The following is a 17994-nucleotide window of genomic DNA, read 5'->3' on the forward strand; positions in this document are numbered from 1 at the left end:
GTGCTGAGCGATCGGGACCGCACTCTGCTGGCGCCTCACCTTGTGTTGTTGCGGGCGGCTCGGCGAGAGCTGGCGGGGGCTCGGCGGGATTTTGAGGAGGCCGAGCGGGCGCTGAGCGACTCGACCGGGGGCACTGACTGGCGCGATCGGGTGCTGGGTGGGCTGTTCAGCGCCGACGACGGGCGGACTCAGCGCTATCGGCGGGCCCGGGACGCTCGTAAGGCGGCCGAGAAGGTGCTGGCTGATGCCGAGGCGAAGTACGCCAAGTACGCCGAGCGGGTGGACGGGCTCCTCGAGCCGATGCTGGCTCGGGACGATCCCGGTTTCCGGGCGCGGCTGGAGGCCGTGCGGGCCTGCGACAAAGCTCTGCGCGGCTGTGAACAGACCCGCCGGGACATCGCGACGATGGTGAAGGCGCAGACGGTCAAGGGCAGCGAGAGCTGGCATGAGGCCGAGTTCGCGCGGCGGCGGCGGGATGAGTTGATCACCGAGCTGCACGCTCGGGGGCCGGCCCTGACTCGGACGATCGAGCGGGCCGCTCGATCTGTCGGCGAGGAGCGGATCGAGCTGAACCTCGGCGGCCTGCCCGCCACCGGCATGGCGGTTGATCAGCGTCTGGGGGAGCTTGAGCTCCGGCTGGACGCGGCGATCAAGGAGATCAGCCGGTGGCGGGTCAGTGCCGATCAGGGTCGGGCGGCGGCTTTGCGGGCCGCGCACGACTCCCTTTAGGAGCCGGCTACCTGGAATGAGTAATAGGTGTTGTATTCGCTCTGGGTGCCGTCGGGTTTGACCGCGTAGACGTCCACCGAGTGCGAACCCGGGGTACTCGGCGTCCACTGGAGTGTGGCTTTGCCGTCGGCGTCCGCGTCGATCTCCAGGCGGTCGGTGACGTCCCAGTCGCCGTCGAAGATGTAGCGGTATTTGGCTACCTCGTGCCAGCCCGGCGGTGGGGTGAAGGTGAATGTGCCCTCGACGCCGACTCCGCCGGTCGGCTCGGGCGAATACTGGGGGTAGACGTCGGACTCGACGCCCGGGCCGGGCGGGAAAGTGGCCTGGTAGTTCGTGGGGGCCGAAAGGAAACCGTTGGAGCTCCGGCTGCGGATGGTCACATTCTCGCCGTACGGGTTGGTCGCCTGAAAGCTGTAATAGGCCACCCCGTTCGCGTCAGCGCTCCGGGTCTCGGTGTATCCGTTCCCGCGGCGCTCGATCTCGTATTCCTCGACACCGGTCATCCCGGCCGCGGGGGTGATCTTCAGGACGACTTCCTGGTTCCACTTCGGCGGGCCGTTCTCCTCGGTGACCGACGGCTCGTTGCGGGCGACGAGGATCATGATCTGGGTCTGGGCCGAGCCGTTGCCGGCCTTGTCCAGCGCTCGCACATAGAGCTGCAGCGGGCCGGTCTGTCCGGGGTTCAGGGTGACCGTGGCCTTGCCGCCGGGGACGTCCGCCTTCACCGTGTTGGCCCGCGCGAACGGGTCCTGGCACACGAGCTGGCCGACGTCACCGCTGTCGCAGGTGGGCACGGGCAGGCCGGTCCACGAGTATTCGAAGCCGGCGATGTCCTTGTCCTTGTGCCCGTCGAAGACGAACGTCGGGTTCACGCCGACCGGGCCCCAGCTGCCGGCGTTGTGGGTGGTCGAGGTGACCGTGGGCGCTGAGGGCCGGGTGCCGTCGTACTTGAAGAAGCACTTCTTCGACCAGGCCGAGGTCTCGGTGCCGTCGCCGACGCGCATCTGCCACCCGTACGCCTGGTTGTCCACCAAGGAGCCGGCGGTGGCCTGGGCCAGGCCGGCCCGGGCGTACTCGTTCGTGTAGACGGTGCGGTCGTCGGGGCTGCCGACCGGCCACACCGCGAACTCGGTCTTGAGCTGTTCGCCCTCGTCCGCGTCGCTGACCACGGCCTGCATCCGGCCCGCGAGTCCGCCCAGGACCGGGTACGGCTTCAGTTGCGTACAGGGAAAGCCACCACCGTAGAGGTGCGCGTTGTCGACCTGGGGCGCGTGGTTGTAGGAGAGGGACAGCTGGACGTTGCGATACCAGTTCAGCGTGCGACCGTACGCGGGGTCGGTCTCGTGCTCGGCTGAGACGCGCAGGACGAAGGTGATCCGCCGCTGCTTGGCCGCGATGGCCTCGGCGATGCCGGCGCTGACGTCGAAGCTGATGGTGGCGCGCGGGCAGTATTCGGGGGTCTGGATCTCGTCCAGCTTGGTCAGTTCCTCCGGCGCCTTCTTCCAGGTGGGGACGGTGGTGACCGGCTTGGTGCGCCAGAGCTCGATCGACCGCTTGGTGCAGTCGGCCGCGCTGCGCTCCTCCACATAGACCGTGCCGCCGGTGACCTTCGCGCCCTCGTATTCGGCCAGGTCGAAGGTGGCGTAGACGCGCGATGTGTGGGTGACTCCGGCCTCGTCGACCCGGGTGCCGAGCGGTAGGTCGACGCTGTCGCCGGACGGGAACGCCTGGCCCGGCTTGGCGGCGTCGGTGTAGCCCGAGATCACCCGGGTGGGTGAGTCGGGGTGCCAGGCGGCCGACGCGACGCCGGGGATCCCGAGCACCACGCCCAGGCCGGCGACCAACGCCAATGTTGCTGCTTTCCTCACGTATCTTCCTTCCCGTTCCGGACGAGCCCCCGCTCGACCGGCACGAGAATTAACTATGTGAATCCGTCGATGATCAAGCCTTTCCGGATCACAACTGGGTCACCGCGCGAGCCAGCCCGATCGCGAACGGCGAACGAGCCGTACGCCAGACGTGCCTTTCCTCGTAGGACCAGGCATAGACCGGGAACTCGTCGCGGTACAGACCGGCCAGGCCGGGCTCGCCCAGATCGTCGGCGGCGTGCTCGTACAGCTGCGGGATCCGCGGCGCGATGACGCCGTAGTCGATGATGCGCGACAGATAGTTCTCGTCGGCCAGGACCTTGTCGATGCCGACCTTTTCCAACGGGTACGCGTCGGGGAGCACATCCTTGAGCGAGAGAAACAGGTCAGCGCCGCGACGGCGGGGGTCGCCGAGCAGCCCGCCGAGCATCGACAGCCGCCCCAGCGCGACCCTCGGCCGTACGAGAAGGCAGTGCGCGTAAAGAACCCGGAGCAGAGCCACGTCCATGAAAAAGCGCTCGAGCGGCCCTTCGGCGTCGACCAGATCGCGGTGCCGCAGATAGCCGGCGACGATGCTCGAATTGTGTGCGCGGTACCACGCCTCCGGGGACGGCCAGCGCAGAAAGGCGAGCCAGAAATCGACGCTGCGGCACGTGGACGAGCCCACTTCGCCGTTGAACAGCAGATCGGCCTCGGTCGCGTCCCGCAGCAGTGATTCGTTCACCGCCCGCCACCAAGGGCTTCCACCCTCCGCCCGCAGCACACCACACCGGAGCTGCCACTTCATGAAAGCGACTTCGGCCCTCCGGTACGGCTTGATGCTGTGCCCACCGACCCGCTGCTCATAAAAATCGGCCGCCAACCTCAGCCGCGCCGATGGGTCATCGCGCACCGCCGCGACCAGTTCCCCGGCGCGCTCGCTCGCGTCGTACGCCATGGGTCTGGAACTTAATGCCGAACAGCCCGCACCGGGAGGGCGCGGGCTGTTCTGGTTGGACTGGGTCAGCCGACGCCCTGCTGGGCGTTCTTGTGGACGTGGACACCGGCGCCCAGTTCGACGATCTGGGACTCGGTCAGGCCTACGCCCTGCCAGACCTGGACGATCAGGTAGATGCCGGACGGCTGCTTGATCCAGAGTTCCCAGCCGGTGTCGCCGCCGGGGGCGGTCGGGGCGGGGCCGTCGGGGGTCATGCCTCGCAGGCTTTTGAGCAGGGTGCCCTGCTGGGCGCCGACCTTGACGGTCTTGCCCGGGCGGCTCGGGCCGCTCTGGTCCTTCGACTCGAGCATGATCGCGATCTTGCTCTCGAACGAGGCGACGTCGGCCAGGGGCTCGGTGGACGGGTTGACGTTCGGGTCCAGGTTTTTGGCCTTGTCGGGGGCCAGCACCAGGTAGCCGAGTTCGCTGGACTGGATGAACCAGCCGTCGGGGGCCTTGTCGATGGTGAAGCCCTGGGGCTGCTCACCCTTGTAGGCGACGAGCTGGACGGTGGTCGCGCCGGCCACGGTGCGGTCGGCCGGGGTGGCCGGCGGAGTGCCCGTACTGGTGGCGATCGCGACGGCGGCGGCCAGCGCGGCGACACCGAAGGCGGAACCGGTGCAGGCCTGGACCACGCGGCGGCGGCGCAGGGCTCGGCGGCCGCGGGTGAGGTCGGCCTCGACCTGGTCGGTGGTGGGGGTGGAGATCGGACCGGCGATCTCGTGGAAGTGATCACGCAGGTCGTTCATGGGGTGGCTCCCTGGCTGAGAAAGGTGGGTCGGGCGCTGCCGTGCAAGGCGGCTCGGAGACGATCCAGACCCCGCGCTGTCTGGCTCTTGACGTTGCCCTCCGAGCAGCTGAGCGCGTCCGCCGTCGCTGCCACGTCGAGATCGTAGAAGTAGCGGAACACGACGGCCGCCCGCATCCGGGGCGGTAGCTCGCGCAGTGCCTGCTTGACGGCTTCGCCGGCGATACCGGCCCCACCGGGTGCGGTTCCCGCGACGTCCGGGAGCTCGGCCATGCTGCGCTCGCGGTGCCGCCAGACCCGCCGCTTCTCGTCGATCAGCGCGTTGACCAGCACCCGGCGGACGTAGCCGTCCGGGTTGTCGGCCCGCTGAAAGGCCGGCCAGGCGACATAGAGCTTCGTGAGCGCCGCCTGGACCAGGTCTTCGGCCAGGTGGGTGTCGCCCGCGGTCAGCAGGGTCGCCGTGTGCAGAAGCCGAGGTCGCCGGCTGACCACGAATTCGTGGAACTGCTCGTCTCGCTCGGTCCGCCCCGAGCCTCTGTCTCGTCTCACACCCCGTTGACGAACGGCTCTCCAGCCAGGTTGCATGCCGCCCATCATCGATCAGCGCGGCAAGGCCGGGCGGATGGACCGCCCGGCCTTGCCGCGTGTGGGTCTGAGGAGCTAGTCGAGAGCGCCCTTGATCTTGTTGACGACGTTGGCGACGCCCTGGCCGTGTGCTCCGGCACCGGTGCCGGGCTTGCCCTTGCCCTGGGAGCCGTCGTAGGTCACGAACAGCTTGGGGTCGGGGGCCGGGCCCAGCGGCTTGTCGTCGGTGAGGGGCTGGGCGTCGGGGACGTACTCGATCTTGTCGCCCAGCAGGGTCTCGCCCTGGGCCCAGCGGCCCTCGGCGGCCCGGCTCTCCGGGTCGAAGCTGTAGAAGGTGCGCCGGGCGAAGTCCTTCTCGTCCTGGCCGTTCGAGTTCTCGATCGGCGAGTCGGTGTAGCCGTCGGCGATCAGCTGCTCGATGCCCAGCAGCCACTGCTGCTGGTGGTAGGTGTCGCGGGCCAGGTTGAACTGCAGCATGTCCTTGACGCCGCGGTCGTCGGTCATGTTGTAGCACCGGCTGGTCTGCAGGCGGCTCTGCGCCTCGGCCGACACGTTCGACCGGAAGTCGGCCAGCAGGTTGCCGCTGGCCACGATGTAGCCGGCGTTCCAGGGCACACCCTGGCTGTTGGTCGGCATGGCGCCGCCGCCGGTGACGATCGAGTGCTGCGGGTTCTGCCCGCCGAGCACGGCGGCCAGGACCGGGTTGGCCGCGGCGGCCTTCTCGGTGGCCTCGGCCGGGCCGCCCTCGAGCAGACGGGCCAGCATGGTCGTGAGCATCTCGACGTGACCGATCTCCTCGGTCGCGATGTCCATGATCATGTCCTTGTACTTGCCGGGCACGCGGCACGACCAGCCCTGCCACAGGTACTGCATCATCACGGTCATCTCGCCGAACTGGCCGCCGACGAGTTCCTGGAGTTTCGCGGCGAAGAAGGCGTCCGGCTTCTCCGGCTTGGCCTGGTACTGCAGGTAGTCGACGTGCTTGAACATCGAAATCCTCCATGTCGCGGAAGCGGGACACCCCTTGAGCTACCCGTCGTGTTGTCCCCGGCGGGTCCGGCGGTGGCCCGTGCGGGTCATCGACGGGGGGACTTGAACGGCCATGGTGGTTCTCGATGTCGCGCTTCCGATCCGGCGGCAGGTCGCGCGGGTCGCGCCCTGGTTCGGGCCCGCCTTCGTGGCGGCCATCGCCTATGCCGACCCGGGGAACTTCGCCACCAACTTCACCGGCGGGGCCACCTTCGGTTATCAGCTGGTCTGGGTCATCGTGGCGGCGAACCTGATGGCGATGCTGATCCAGTCGCTCTCGGCCAAGCTGGGTGTGGTCACCGGCCGCGACCTGCCCGAGCTGTGCCGCGAGCATCTGTCCCGCCGGGTCTCGCGGGTGTTGTGGGTGCAGGCCGAGCTCGTCGCGATGGCGACCGACCTGGCCGAGATCATCGGCGGGGCGCTCGCGCTGTATCTGATCTTCGGGATTCCGCTGCCGACGGGTGGCCTGATCACCTGTGTGGTGGCGTTCGCGCTGCTCGGTCTGCAGAAGCGGGGCGTACGGCGTTTCGAGGCGGTGATCGGCGGGCTGCTCGGGGTGATCCTGCTCGGCTTCATCTACGACGCGCTGCGGGCCGGCACCGACGTCGCCGGGATCGCGGGCGGGCTCGTGCCGACCCTGTCCGGCACCGACAGCCTGCTGCTGGCCACCGGCATTCTCGGTGCGACGGTCATGCCGCACGTGATCTATCTGCACTCCGCGCTGACGAAGTCGCGGGCCGTGGACGCCGCCGACCCGGCCCAGCGGCGCACGGTGCTTCGCTGCCAGCGCATCGACACGCTGGTCGCGCTGGCCCTGGCCGGCCTGGTCAACCTGGTGATGCTCACGATCGCGGCCCGGCTGTTCTTCGGCAGCGGCATCCCGGGCACCGACACGCTGGAGGGCATCCACGCCGGCCTGGGCGTCACGCTCGACCGGTATGCCGCCCTGGCCTTCGCGATCGCGCTGCTGGCCTCGGGTTTCGCCTCGTCGAGCGTCGGCACCTACGCCGGGCAGGTGGTGATGCAGGGGTTCATCGGCCGCACCGTCCCGTTGACCCTGCGCCGCCTGATCACCATGGCCCCGGCCATGCTGATCCTGGTGGTCGGGGCCGATCCCACCACCGCCTTGGTCTGGTCACAGGTCGTGCTCTCGTTCGGGGTGCCGTTCGCACTGGTGCCGCTGATCTGGCTGACCCGGCGCCGGGACATCATGGGAGACGAGGTCAACCACCCGGTGACGACCGCGATCGCCGTGCTGGCGGCTGGTCTGATCATCGCGCTCAACGTGTTCCTGATCGTCCGTACCTTCGCCGTTTGAGCCGGACCGGCTCGGGAACCCGCCCGCCATGCCGACCGGGACGACTTACAGCAGACCGGCGCTGCCGGCCAGCGCGGCCGCCTCGGCGCGGGTCGAGACGCGCAGTTTGCGCAGCAGGGTGGCGGTCTGCCGCTTCACCGTCCGCTCCGACACGTGCAGCTTGGTGGCCATCTCGGTGGTCGACGCCCCGGCCGCGATCAGCTGGAGCAGGTCGCGTTCCTCTTCGGACAGTGGCACGGTGATCCGCCGCGGCCCCGGGTTCTGGGCCATCACGGCGTGCAACAGCTCGGCGGGTAGCACGACCCAGCCGTCCAGCGCGGCCAGCAGTGGTTGCAGCAGGTCGGCCGGCTCGCTGCTCTTGGGCAGGAAGCCCTCGGCGCCGGCCCGCAGCGCCCGCACCGCCGGCGCCGGGTCGTCGTCACCCGACATGGCCAGGACCCGGACGCGAGGTGCCTCCTGGCGGATGGCGGCGATCGCCCGCACCCCGCCCGGGGGTGGCATGTGCAGGTCGACCATCACCAGATCGGGCACACAGCGGCGGACCATCCCGGCCGCCGCGGCGGCGTCACCGGTGCTGTCGACCACGGTGGCCCGGCCACTGCTCACCTCGGGCAGCAGCAGTTCGAGTCCTCGCACAAAGAGAGGGTGGTCGTCGACGATGGCAATTCGGATGCCCACACGCATGGCGCGCGGATTCCCGGAAGGACGCGAGTCATGCGCGTGAGGCCGCGCCGGGCCGAACCCGATCCCGCCCTGCTGGCGTTGCGCAGCGTCTGCCATGAGCTGCGGCCACCGATGGCGACGCTGTCGGCCCTGCTGCGAGCCATCGAGGATCAGCCCTCGCCGGAGCGCCGGGCGGCGATGTCCCAGCTCGCCACCGAGCACGTCTCGCACGCGGAGTCGGTGTTGCGGCAGGCCGCCGCGGTCGCCCAGGAGCTGCACAGCCTGCCGGTCGAGCCGGCGCCGCTCGACGAGGTGCTGCCGGTCGTGGCGGCCACCGCGCCCGGCGACCGGCTGAGCGTCCGGGCCAGCCCGGCCGCCATGCGGTGGCTGGTGCACCCGCTGCACACCCGGCAGATATTGATCAATCTGGTCGGCAACGCGGTCCGTCACTCCCCCGGGCGTATCCGGCTGGCCGCACGCCTGCACGGCCGCCGCCTGCGGCTGACCGTGGCCGACCAGGGCGGCCCGAATCCGGAGCTGAGGACGGCGATGAGCCGGCAGAGCCCGCCACCGGACGACCGCGGCCTGGGCCTGTGGGTGGTCCGCCAGCTGACCGGGTCGCACGGCGGCACACTGCGGGCCCGCGCGGTGACGCCGGCCGGGCTGGTCATGGAGGTCAGGCTGCCCCGCTATCGGCGGTGACCCCACAGGGCCACGGCGGGCCCCGTCGGGTCAGGGGACCGGGCACCCGACCGGCATGGGAATCGCACTTCTGTTCCGGACGATCGTCGTCGCGCCGTGGCTGGTCGGCCTGGCCTGGCGCGGCACGCCGGATGTCGTCGCCGCCGCCCTGGCCCTCGCCCTGGTCGTCGTCTGGGCGGTGCCGTTGCTGCGCCGGGTCAGCGCGGATTCGCCGCTACGAATTCCGCCACGTATTCGTCCAGACGGCGTGAAGGTCGCCAGCCCAGCTCGGCGGCCTTGGTGATGTCGGCCTGGCCGCGGGTGCGCTCGCCGCGCAGGGCCGGGGTCAGCTCGTAGGGCACGCCGAACATCTGGGCGACGTCGAGGATCGGCCACTCGTGACCCGCGCCGAGCAGGTAGCCGTCGCCGCTGCCCTTCTGGGCGACCAGGACGATGCCGCGCACGATGTCGTCGATGTGGGTGAAGTCGCGGGTCTGGGTGCCGGGTGAGACCACCGGCAGCGGCTCGCCGCGCAGGTATTTGTGCTCGAAGATGCCGATCACGGTGGCGTATTTGCCGCTGGTGATCTGGCCGGGACCGTAGACGTTGTAGAAGTACGTGATCGCGTAGTCCAGGCCGTACCAGTTCGCGTAGTTCTTGATGTACTCGATGTTCTTGGCCTTGGTCCACGCGTACGGGTTGAGGTTCTCGTCCTGGCCGTCGTTGCCGAATTTCGAGCTGGAACCGGCGTAGATCAGCTTCGCGCCGGCGGCCGACGCGAACTTGACCACCTCTTTGGTCCCGAGCAGGTTGTAATCCCAGGTCAGGTCGTGGTCCTCGAACGACGTGACGATCCGGGAGTACTCGCCGAGGTGGAAGACGATCTCGGGGCTGGGCAGACCACGGTCGGCCCAGATCTTGGCCAGGTCGGCCGTCGACCCGTCGAGGTAGGTCACCCGGGGATCGTTGACGTGATTTTCCGGTACGCCCGTGAAGTAGTTGTCGAGCGAGACGATCGCCGCCGCCGGGTAGTCCGTCAGCAGGGTCTTGATCAGGGCGGACCCGACGAACCCGGCTCCACCGGTGACCAGCAGCGTGTGACTCAACGTAACTCTCCCGACTGACGACTCCCAGCGGAAAAGGCTACCAAGGGACAGCCGTCCCGCCCGAATCGTTCGGACGGGACGGCTCCGCGACTACCAGGGAGCGGGCGCCGGAGGGGCGACCACCGGCGGCCGGTCGTCACAGGTGATGGTGTTGGGCAGCAGCCACGGCGTGAGCCAGCCGTCGTTGCCGCCGCGGTCGGTCACGGTGAACTCCGAGCCGGCCGGGGTGAAGCCGAACGAGCCGCAGTTGTTGACCGGCACCGCACCGACGTTGCGGGCGTCGACGTTCTCGAAGCCGGCGCCGCCGGCCACCCGGGCACTGAGCACACTCGTACCGGTGCCGTCGATCTTGACGTCCTTGAAGTGGACGTTCGGGATCGAGTAGAGATCCTTCACCGGCCAGTCCGAGACCATCATGATCGCGTTGTAGGTGTTGTCGAGGTAGTGGTCGCCGGTGACCCGGATGTCGGCGTCGATGCTGCGGTCGAGCGCGAAGATCCAGATCGCGCCGAGCCCGATGTTCCAGTTCAGCTCGTACGTGCCCGCCCGCACCGTGGTGTTGTCGGTGATCTTGAGCGTGCCGGCGAACGGCTCGGCGCCGAACCGGGACCCGGCGTGGATCGCACTGCCCTCGCGGATCGGGTCGGCGATCAGGTTGTTCGAGACCGTGTTGTCCGTGCCGCCGTAGATCGCGATGCCGTTGGCCAGCACCGGGGTCTGCACGGTGTTGCGGTCGAAGGTGTTGCCGGCGTTGGTCGTCTTCTCGGCCCACATGGCCAGGCCGTCGTCGCCGCTGTTGCGCACGAAGTTGTTGCGCACCACCGAGCCGGTGACGCCGGTGTGGAAGTTCAAGGCGTCGGCGATCTGATCCACGACGATGGAGTTCTCCACCCGTACGTTGGACATCGGCCCGTCGAACCAGAGCCCGACCTTGGTGTGGCGGATGTAGAGGCCCTTGATCGTCGAGTCGCTCATCGCCCCGCCGACCCCGTTGACCTGGTCCTTGTCGATGCGCTCGCGCACGTCGCCCTGGATGGTGAAGCCGGAGAGGTGGACGTTGCGGCTGCCGCCGTCCTCGGCGTACTTGCCGTAGAAGCCGACGCCGGTGTGCACCGAGCCGTCCGGTGCGGGTGTGCTCAGCGCGACCTCACGGCCCTTGATCACCGTGTACCAGTTGCCGGCGCCCTCGATCGTCACGTCGTCGACCACGATGTGCCGGTTGACCTGGAAGGTACCCGGGGGCACGTAGACCTTGAGCTTGGCCTTCCGGGCGAACGCGATGGCCTTGTCGAACGCGGGGGCCGCGTCGCGCCGGCCGGTCGGGTCGGCGCCGAACGCCAGCACATTGGCCGCCCGCAGGTTCACGTACGGCAGTCCGACCTGCTCCGAGTCGAGCAGGTCGATCACGGTCCACGGCACGGCCGACGACGCGGTCAGGCGCACCTTCTCCCCCGCGGCGACCGTGCGGCCGAGCAGGAGGCGCTGCTCGTCGTAGAAGTGGCTGGGCCGGAACGGCTTGCTGATCACCGGCGCCGGGGTGGTGGCGGCCGGGACGCAGGCGCACTCGGTGATCCACCAGTCCGGGTGCAGCAGGTCGGCATTCGGGTCGTTGGTGAACGGATATTGGTTGTAGAGGTAGGAGTACTGCGAGGTGAGCGTCATCGTGCGGCGGGCCGGTCCGGCCTGGACGGCGAGCGGGGCGGTCAGCCCGCCCCCGGTGGCCGAGTCGGGGATGCTGTAGCGCACGGTGATCGCGTTGGCCGCCTTGGGCAGCGTGAACTCGACGTACTGGCCCGGGGTGAGGCGGACGGCGGAGCGGCCGGACGCCTCGGCGGGCAGGGTGTAGGCGGTGCGGTCGGGACCGATGACCGTGCCGGTGGTCTTGGCCCGCTCGGCCTCCTGCTCGAGGAAGGCGACGGAGGCGCCGCGGCCGGCGACGAGCGCGGGGTCGAGTCCGGCCCGGGTCACCGCCGGGGACGCGGCGGCGGGGGAGGCGGCTTGGGCAGCACCGGCGGGGACGACCGCGACGGCACTCAACGCTATGACGGCCACGGCGACGGGCCGCCTGAGTTCCAGGAACATCGACGAACTCTTCTCTTCGCAGGGAGCGTGGCAGTGACCATAAGATTGCTGTGACGTAGTCCACAAGGTTCAGTCCAAAGTTTCCGGCAGATTGCTCGGTGCTTACGTGAAGCGATCGGTTTCTTTCACGCTGGCCGTGGTGCTGCTCGCCGCTTGCAGCAACCCGCCGCAAGAGCCCGAGTGGGCCCGGATCGACGTGCCCGGCGGTGCGGTCGTGCTCAGCGATGTGGCCGACTGCGGGGGCGAGTGGTGGGTGGTCGGCGGGATCAGGCTCGCGGACGGGTCGACGCGTCCGGCCGCGTGGACCGGCACGCCGTTGCGGCCGGTCACCTTTGTCCCCCGGCCGACCAGCTACTACGGCCCCCGCCAGCTGATCCGGAGCGTTGCCTGCGCGGGCCGGGAGGCCGCCATGGTCGGCGCGACGCCGGGCGGGGCGCACGGCAATCCCCGGGTCAGCACGTGGCATCGGCTCTCCGATGGGCGCATGGCGGAGAACGCGGCCCCCTTCGAGACGTACGGGGGTGATGAAGCCGTCGACGTGGGGCCGATCTCCGCTGGGCCGGGCGGATTCGCGATCGCCGGCAACCGCACGAGCGGGGCGGCCGCCTGGTTCTCCCCGGACGGCCGGACCTTCACGCTGAGCGAATCGCGTCAGGGCGGAAGCGCCGCCCGGGACGTCGTCGCCCAGCCGGACGGCCGGTGGCTCGTGGTGGGCAGCGGCGCCTGGACCCAGCCGTGGTCACCCGCGCCCGCCCCGGACGGCGAGATCCAACGGGCGGTCCGCGACGGCGACGACGTGGTCGCGGCCGGCCCGGACACGGTCTGGCGACGGCACGACGGCACCTGGACGGTGACCGCGACCTTTGCCGGCACCCCACAGGGCGTACGGTCGCTGGCCGTCACCCATGGACAGAGCGTCGTCGTCGACGGTGGCCTGTGGATCGGCGACCAGCGGCGCGACTCCCCGGCCGAGCCGGTCGCCGTGGCCGCCCGCGGTGACACCCTCCTGCTCGCCACGGCCGACAGCCTCTGGCAGACCACCGTTCACCGTTGAGACATCCATAGCTGTCGCTCTCTTGGGATGCTCGGCCGATGACCGCCCACGAGCACGACCACGTCAGCCGCCGCTCACTTCTCGCCGCCTCCGGAGGGCTGCTGGTGCTGGCCGCCACGCCCGGCACCGCGCAAGCCGCCACCACCGGGGTCGCCGTCGACAACTCGCCGCAGCGGTCCACCGGCGCCTCCCGGAGCTCACGACTCACCCAGGGCACCGCGCTGGTACACGCCGACCTGCACAACCACACCCTGATGTCGGACGGCGACGGCGACCCGGCCAACGCCTTCGCCTCGATGCGCTCGGCCGGGCTGGACGTGGCCGCGCTGACCGACCACACCACACTCTTCGCGGTCGAGGGTCTCTCGTCCTCGGAATGGCGCCGGGCCGGTCAGCTGGCTGACGCGGCCAACGTGCCGGGCACCTACACGGCGCTGCGGGGCTTCGAGTGGTCGCATCCGCTGCTCGGGCACGTCAACGTCTGGTACACCGGCGGCTTCACCGACCTGGGCGGCTCGTCGAGCATGGGCAAGCTCTACGACTGGATCGAGGGGGCCGGTGGCATCAGCGGCTTCAATCACCCCGGGCGCGAGCTGCTGCGGTTCAACGATTTCTCGTACGACGCCGGTCTGCGCGACCAGATGGTCGGCCTCGAGATGTTCAACCGGGGCGACGACTACCTGTTCGACGGCTGGTCGAGCGGGCAGAGCTCGCCACTCAACGCATGCCTCAACGCCGGCTGGCGCACCGGGCTGACCGGCGTGACCGACGAGCACGGCACCGACTGGGGTCATCCCGAGGGCAAGGGCCGGACCGGTCTGTGGGTCGCCGAGAACACCCGCAACGGGGTGCTCGAGGCCATGCGGGCCCGGCGTTTCTTCGCCACCCGGGTCAGTGGACTCCGGCTCGACGCCACGGCCGACGGCGTACGGATGGGAAGCAGCCTGCCGATCGCCAAGGGTGACGTGCGGTTCGCGGTCGATCTGGACCGCGGCCCGGAGTGGGCCGGCAAGCCGCTCAAGCTGCAGGTGCTGCGGCCGGGGACGCGGGCGCCGCAGGTGGTCGAGGTGATCGACGCGACGGCCGGCTCGACCACCGAGTTCACCGTGCCGCTCGACCTGGCCGCCGGCGCCTGGGTGGTCATCCGGGTGTCCGACCCGGCTCAGGCCAACGCCTCCCCCGGTCCGGCCGGGCACCCGTGCAACGACTGGGGTGTGGCCTATTCGAGCCCGTGGTGGCTCTCCGCCTGATCGGCCGACCACGTACGGGCCAATCCGGACGAGCCCTTGCGCGATTCACCTGACCATCGCCCGGGGTCTTGACATGCTCCTCGGGTGACCGCGCCGCAACGCCACCACCGTGTCCGACGTCGATCCCTGCTGGCCGGGGCCGGCGGCCTGCTCATGCTGAGCGCCGACCCCACCCGGGGCCGGGCCGCGGCGGCCGGGTCCCGGCGTGCGTCCAGGGTCAGCCACGGCACCACCCTGGCGTACGCCGACCTGCACAACCACACGCTGCTGTCGGACGGCATGGGTGAGCCCGAGCTGGCCTTCGCGTCGATGCGGACGGCCGGGATCGACGTCGCCGCGCTGACCGACCACGCCACCGACGATGCGCTGACCGGGCTCACCAGTCACAAGTGGCACAAGCTGGGCAAGCTGGCCGACGGCGCCTACCGGCCCGGTGAGTACACGACGCTGCGCGGGTTCGAGTGGTCGCACTCGCACCTCGGCCACATCAACATCTGGTTCACCGACGAATTCGCCGACCTGAACCGCGCGGGCGACACCGCCGAGCTCTACAAATGGCTGGCCGGCACCTCGGGGATCGGCAGCTTCAACCATCCGGGGCGGCAGCGCGAGCAGTTCGGCGACTTCGCCTACGACGCCCGGATCGCCGGCCACATGGTCGCGCTCGAGATGTTCAACAACGGCGACGACTACCTCTTCGGCGGCTGGCCGACGCATGCCTCACCGCTGGTGGCCTGCCTCAACGCGGGCTGGCGGACCGGGCTGACCGGGGTCTCGGACGAGCACGGCGGGGATTGGGGACACGACGACGACAAGGGCCGTACGGGTCTCTGGATCACCGAGAACACCCGGGACGGGGTGCTGGCGGCCATGCGGGCGCGGCGTTTCTTCGCCAGCCGGGTGGACCGGTTGCGGCTGGACGCGACGGCCGACGGCGTACGGATGGGTGGCCGCCTGCCGATCGCCCAGGGGGACGTGACCTTCCGGGTCGACCTCGACCCCGGCCCGCAGTGGGCCGGCCGGCCGCTCTGCCTGCAGGTGCTGCGGCCGGGCCGGGACGTCCCCGAGGTGGTCGAGCTGCTGCACCTGGAGGCCGGCCCGGACACGAGGCAGGTCGTGAAGGTGACCGTGCCGCTCGACATCTCGGACGGTGACTGGGTCGTGCTGCGCGTCTCCGACCCGACCCTGGACAACCCGGCCCCCGGCCCCGAGGGGCACCCCGGCAACGATTTCGGCCTGGCCTATTCGAGCCCTTGGTGGCTGACGGGCGGATCATCTCCGGCCAAGTCATCAAGTTCGCACCGGTCCGGCCGATAGGCAGCGCGTGACATCATCGGAGCCGGTCGACGGCACCAAGCTCGTGCACGTGGGTCGCCAGCCGATCTTCGACGTGCACGGCGACGTGGTCGCCTACGAGCTTCTCTTCCGCGGCAGCATGGACGCCGTGGCGGCCGGCCGGCAGGACACGTACGCCACGAGCACGGTGATGATCAACGCGTTCACCGAGTTCGGCATCCGTGAGGTCGCCGGTGACCGCCTCTGCTTCATCAACCTGACCCGCGAGTTCCTGGCCGGCGAGCTGCCCCTGCCCTTCGGCCCGGCCCAGGTGGTGCTGGAGGTGCTGGAGACCGTCGAGATGGACGACGAGGTGGTCGCCGGGATCACCCGGCTCGCCGAGGCCGGCTATCGCATCGCCCTGGACGACTTCGTCTGGGGCTCCGGGCACGAGCAGCTCTTCGCCCTGGCCTCGTACGTGAAACTCGACCTTCTCGACGGCGACCTGAGTGTCCTCGAGAAGGTCGTGGCGGCGGTCCGGCAGTACCCCGGCATCCAGCTCGTCGCCGAGCGGCTCGAGACCGAGGAGCAGGTCGCGATCGCCGAGCACTACGGCATGGAGCTGCGCCAGGGGTACGTGCTGAGCCGCCCGCAAGTGCTGACCGTGAACAGCCTCTCCCCCTCCCGCCTGCGCCGGCTCGAGCTGGTCGCCGCGCTGAGCGCCCCCGACTCCGACATGCCCCGCATCGTGGCGATCATCGCCAGCGACCCGGCTCTCTCGCTGCGCGTGCTGCGGGCCAGCAACTCGGTCGCCGCCGGTCACGCCAACCGCGTCTCGTCGGTGCGGCAGGCCGTGGTGATGGTCGGGCTCAAGCACATCCGCCAGTGGGCGATGCTGATGGTGCTGGACGAGGTCGGCGGCCCGGCCGAGGAGCACATGCTCGGCGTGCTGACCCGGGCCCGGCTCTGCGAGAACGTGGCCCAGTGGTTCGGCGCCGCGCCCGACGCGGCGTTCATGAGCGGTGTGATCAGCGGCGTGGCCAAGGTCCTGGGCATCCCGGCGGCCGAGATGGCCGAGCAGTTCCCGCTCGCGCCGGCCGTGTCGGCCGCGCTCACCCTGGGCAGCGGGCGGCTCGGGCAGGTGCTGCTCGCGGTCGACGCGTACGAGCGAGGTGAGCTGGGCGCGTTCGACCTGGCCCCGCAATACATGGACGCGGTGCGCTGGTCGACCCGGGCCCTCGACGCCTCCAACCGGCTGGCGGCGGCCTGAACCGGTAGTTTCGGATCCATGAATGTCGCTGTGGTCACCGGGAGACCTGCCTGGTGCCGAACTGGATCGGGCTCGACCGGGCGCACGCCGAGCGGGCTCGCCTGGCGCCGGCCGACCGGGTGCCGCTGATCCCGCCCGAGCAGGTCGTCAAGGCCGCGCTGGAGTTGCTGCGGTCGGGCGCGGGCGGCACGGTCGTGGAGATTTAAAGCTCGGCCGCCCGGGCCAGCAGGGCACGGCGTTCCGGCCCGTCCGGACTCGCCGCGGCGGCCTCGCGGAAGAGGGTGGCCGCCCGCTGCTTGTCACCGCTGCGGGCGGTCAGGTCGGCCTCGACGGCGATGACCATGGGGTAGTCGTCACGGATCTCGCGCACGTCGTCCAGGAGCGCCAGGCCGGCGGACGGGCCGAAGGCGTACCCGTGGGCCACCGCCCGGTTGAGGTTGACCACCGGGGTCGGCTGCACGCGAGCCAGCTCGTCATACCAGAGCGCGATCGACCGCCAGTCGGTGTCACCCGGAGTGACGGCCGTGGCGTGACAGGCAGCAATGCGGGCCTGCAACGCGTACGGGCCCTCGACCGGCGTGCGGAGCAGGATCTGCAGGGCCTCGGCGATCGACGCGCGATCCCAGGTCTCCCGGTCCTGGCGATCCAGCGGTACCAGGTCGCCCGCGGCGTCGCGCCGGGCGTGCCGCCGCGAGTGCTGGAGCAGGAACAACGCCAGCAGCGACGACCCCTCGGACTCGGCCGGCATCAGCGTCGCCAGCACCCGGGCCAGCCGGATCGCCTCCTCGGCGAGGAACGGCTCACCGTCGTACCCCCGGTTGAACAACAGATAGAGCACCGCGAGCACACCCGACAACCGCTCACCGAGCGCATCCCCCTCGGGCACCCGGTACGGGATCCGGGCCGCGGCGATCTTGGACTTGGCCCGAGTCAGCCGACGGGTCATCGTCGCCTCGCTGACCAGGAAGGCGCGGGCGATGTCAGCGGTGGAAAGGCCGGCCACCGTACGCAGGGTGAGCGCGACCCGCGCCTCCAGGGCGAGCGCCGGATGACAGCAGGTGAAGATCAGCTGGAGCCGATCGTCCTCGTCCTCGTGGGCCGGCCCGGTCATCGCCACCTCCCGCAGCTTGCGATCCTCGACGGCGGCCCGGCGCAGCACGTCGAGGGCCCGGTTCCGGGCGACTGTCATCAGCCAGCCGCCCGGATTGCCGGGCACACCGTCGCGCGGCCACCGTTCCAGCGCCGTGGCCAGGGCGTCCTGCGCGCAGTCCTCGGACAGCGTCCAGTCGCCGGTCAGCCGGATCAGGGTGGCGACGATGCGCCCGTAGTTCTCCCGGTGGGCGACGGCGACGGCGTCCAT

At 70.2% G+C, this 17994-nt stretch carries 17 protein-coding genes; 8 read left to right on the forward strand and 9 right to left on the reverse strand.

The genetic code is table 11. The features are described from left to right. The gene (locus NAG42_RS06870; protein ID WP_250028850.1) at positions 1-729 is read left to right on the forward strand and encodes a hypothetical protein; all 729 of its coding nucleotides are present in this window, start codon (positions 1-3) and stop codon (positions 727-729) included. Here NAG42_RS06870 and NAG42_RS06875 read toward each other — a convergent pair. The 5 genes from NAG42_RS06875 to NAG42_RS06895 form a co-directional block, all read right to left on the reverse strand. Further along, complete coding sequence (locus NAG42_RS06875; RefSeq protein WP_250028852.1) at positions 726-2597, reverse strand: hypothetical protein; 1872 nt, start codon at positions 2595-2597, stop codon at positions 726-728. The two genes, NAG42_RS06870 and NAG42_RS06875, sit on opposite strands and share 4 nt — an antisense overlap. A gap of 88 nt (positions 2598-2685) precedes the next feature. Then, a complete protein-coding gene (locus NAG42_RS06880) occupies positions 2686-3534 on the reverse strand; it encodes a hypothetical protein (RefSeq protein WP_250028854.1) in 849 nt (282 codons plus the stop codon). Positions 3535-3599: 65 nt separating this feature from the next. After that, the gene (locus tag NAG42_RS06885) at positions 3600-4322 is read right to left on the reverse strand and encodes a hypothetical protein (protein WP_250028855.1); all 723 of its coding nucleotides are present in this window, start codon (positions 4320-4322) and stop codon (positions 3600-3602) included. Further along, positions 4319-4870 (reverse strand): SigE family RNA polymerase sigma factor, encoded by a 552-nt coding sequence (locus tag NAG42_RS06890; RefSeq protein WP_250028857.1) that lies wholly within the window; start codon positions 4868-4870, stop codon positions 4319-4321. Before NAG42_RS06890 ends, NAG42_RS06885 begins: the two co-directional genes overlap by 4 nt. A gap of 111 nt (positions 4871-4981) precedes the next feature. Further along, positions 4982-5896 (reverse strand): manganese catalase, encoded by a 915-nt coding sequence (locus NAG42_RS06895; protein WP_250028858.1) that lies wholly within the window; start codon positions 5894-5896, stop codon positions 4982-4984. 112 nt (positions 5897-6008) lie between these two features. On the opposite strand from NAG42_RS06895, the gene NAG42_RS06900 reads away from it, so the two are divergent. Further along, complete coding sequence (locus tag NAG42_RS06900) at positions 6009-7253, forward strand: Nramp family divalent metal transporter (protein WP_250028859.1); 1245 nt, start codon at positions 6009-6011, stop codon at positions 7251-7253. Positions 7254-7298: 45 nt separating this feature from the next. On the opposite strand, the gene NAG42_RS06905 is transcribed toward NAG42_RS06900, so the two are convergent. Next, positions 7299-7889, reverse strand: a complete 591-nt coding sequence (locus NAG42_RS06905; protein WP_250028860.1) for a response regulator — start codon at positions 7887-7889, stop codon at positions 7299-7301. 78 nt (positions 7890-7967) lie between these two features. On the opposite strand from NAG42_RS06905, the gene NAG42_RS06910 reads away from it, so the two are divergent. After that, positions 7968-8618: a sensor histidine kinase gene (locus NAG42_RS06910; protein ID WP_250028861.1), complete on the forward strand. Its 651-nt coding sequence runs from the start codon at positions 7968-7970 to the stop codon at positions 8616-8618. A 197-nt stretch (positions 8619-8815) separates the two neighbouring features. Here the strand turns inward: NAG42_RS06910 and NAG42_RS06915 are convergent, their stop codons facing one another. Beyond that, positions 8816-9703, reverse strand: coding sequence for an NAD-dependent epimerase/dehydratase family protein (locus NAG42_RS06915; protein ID WP_250028862.1), 888 nt, complete (start codon positions 9701-9703; stop codon positions 8816-8818). Positions 9704-9793: 90 nt separating this feature from the next. Further along, positions 9794-11785, reverse strand: coding sequence for a glycosyl hydrolase family 28-related protein (locus NAG42_RS06920; protein WP_250028863.1), 1992 nt, complete (start codon positions 11783-11785; stop codon positions 9794-9796). A gap of 106 nt (positions 11786-11891) precedes the next feature. Between NAG42_RS06920 and NAG42_RS06925 the strand changes: the two genes are divergently transcribed. From NAG42_RS06925 to NAG42_RS06945, 5 genes are all read left to right on the forward strand, one after another. After that, positions 11892-12839 carry a hypothetical protein gene (locus tag NAG42_RS06925; RefSeq protein ID WP_250028864.1) on the forward strand — a complete coding sequence of 316 codons (948 nt, stop codon included), beginning with the start codon at positions 11892-11894 and terminating at the stop codon, positions 12837-12839. Between the two features lie 38 nt (positions 12840-12877). Continuing rightward, a complete protein-coding gene (locus NAG42_RS06930; protein WP_250028865.1) occupies positions 12878-14089 on the forward strand; it encodes a CehA/McbA family metallohydrolase in 1212 nt (403 codons plus the stop codon). 84 nt (positions 14090-14173) lie between these two features. Further along, positions 14174-15406, forward strand: coding sequence for a CehA/McbA family metallohydrolase (locus tag NAG42_RS06935; protein ID WP_250028867.1), 1233 nt, complete (start codon positions 14174-14176; stop codon positions 15404-15406). A gap of 7 nt (positions 15407-15413) precedes the next feature. Next, positions 15414-16634 (forward strand): EAL and HDOD domain-containing protein, encoded by a 1221-nt coding sequence (locus tag NAG42_RS44820; RefSeq protein ID WP_250028869.1) that lies wholly within the window; start codon positions 15414-15416, stop codon positions 16632-16634. 53 nt (positions 16635-16687) lie between these two features. Then, entirely contained in the window at positions 16688-16840 is a 153-nt protein-coding gene (locus NAG42_RS06945; RefSeq protein WP_250028871.1) for a hypothetical protein, read from the forward strand. On the opposite strand, the gene NAG42_RS06950 is transcribed toward NAG42_RS06945, so the two are convergent. Next, positions 16837-17994, reverse strand: coding sequence for an RNA polymerase sigma factor (locus NAG42_RS06950; protein WP_250028873.1), 1158 nt, complete (start codon positions 17992-17994; stop codon positions 16837-16839). The two genes, NAG42_RS06945 and NAG42_RS06950, sit on opposite strands and share 4 nt — an antisense overlap.

Source organism: Paractinoplanes maris (assembly GCF_023544465.1).
Taxonomy (GTDB): domain Bacteria; phylum Actinomycetota; class Actinomycetes; order Mycobacteriales; family Micromonosporaceae; genus Actinoplanes; species Actinoplanes maris.

Bases quoted from the DNA above. Each gene is read 5' to 3' on its own strand.
- NAG42_RS06880 (WP_250028854.1), bottom strand. From the start codon at position 3,534: ATGGCGTACGACGCGAGCGAGCGCGCCGGGGAACTGGTCGCGGCGGTG.
- NAG42_RS06885 (WP_250028855.1), bottom strand. From the start codon at position 4,322: ATGAACGACCTGCGTGATCACTTCCACGAGATCGCCGGTCCGATCTCC.
- NAG42_RS06895 (WP_250028858.1), bottom strand. From the start codon at position 5,896: ATGTTCAAGCACGTCGACTACCTGCAGTACCAGGCCAAGCCGGAGAAG.
- NAG42_RS06900 (WP_250028859.1), top strand. From the start codon at position 6,009: ATGGTGGTTCTCGATGTCGCGCTTCCGATCCGGCGGCAGGTCGCGCGG.
- NAG42_RS06910 (WP_250028861.1), top strand. From the start codon at position 7,968: ATGCGCGTGAGGCCGCGCCGGGCCGAACCCGATCCCGCCCTGCTGGCG.
- NAG42_RS06920 (WP_250028863.1), bottom strand. From the start codon at position 11,785: ATGTTCCTGGAACTCAGGCGGCCCGTCGCCGTGGCCGTCATAGCGTTG.
- NAG42_RS06930 (WP_250028865.1), top strand. From the start codon at position 12,878: ATGACCGCCCACGAGCACGACCACGTCAGCCGCCGCTCACTTCTCGCC.
- NAG42_RS06950 (WP_250028873.1), bottom strand. From the start codon at position 17,994: ATGGACGCCGTCGCCGTCGCCCACCGGGAGAACTACGGGCGCATCGTC.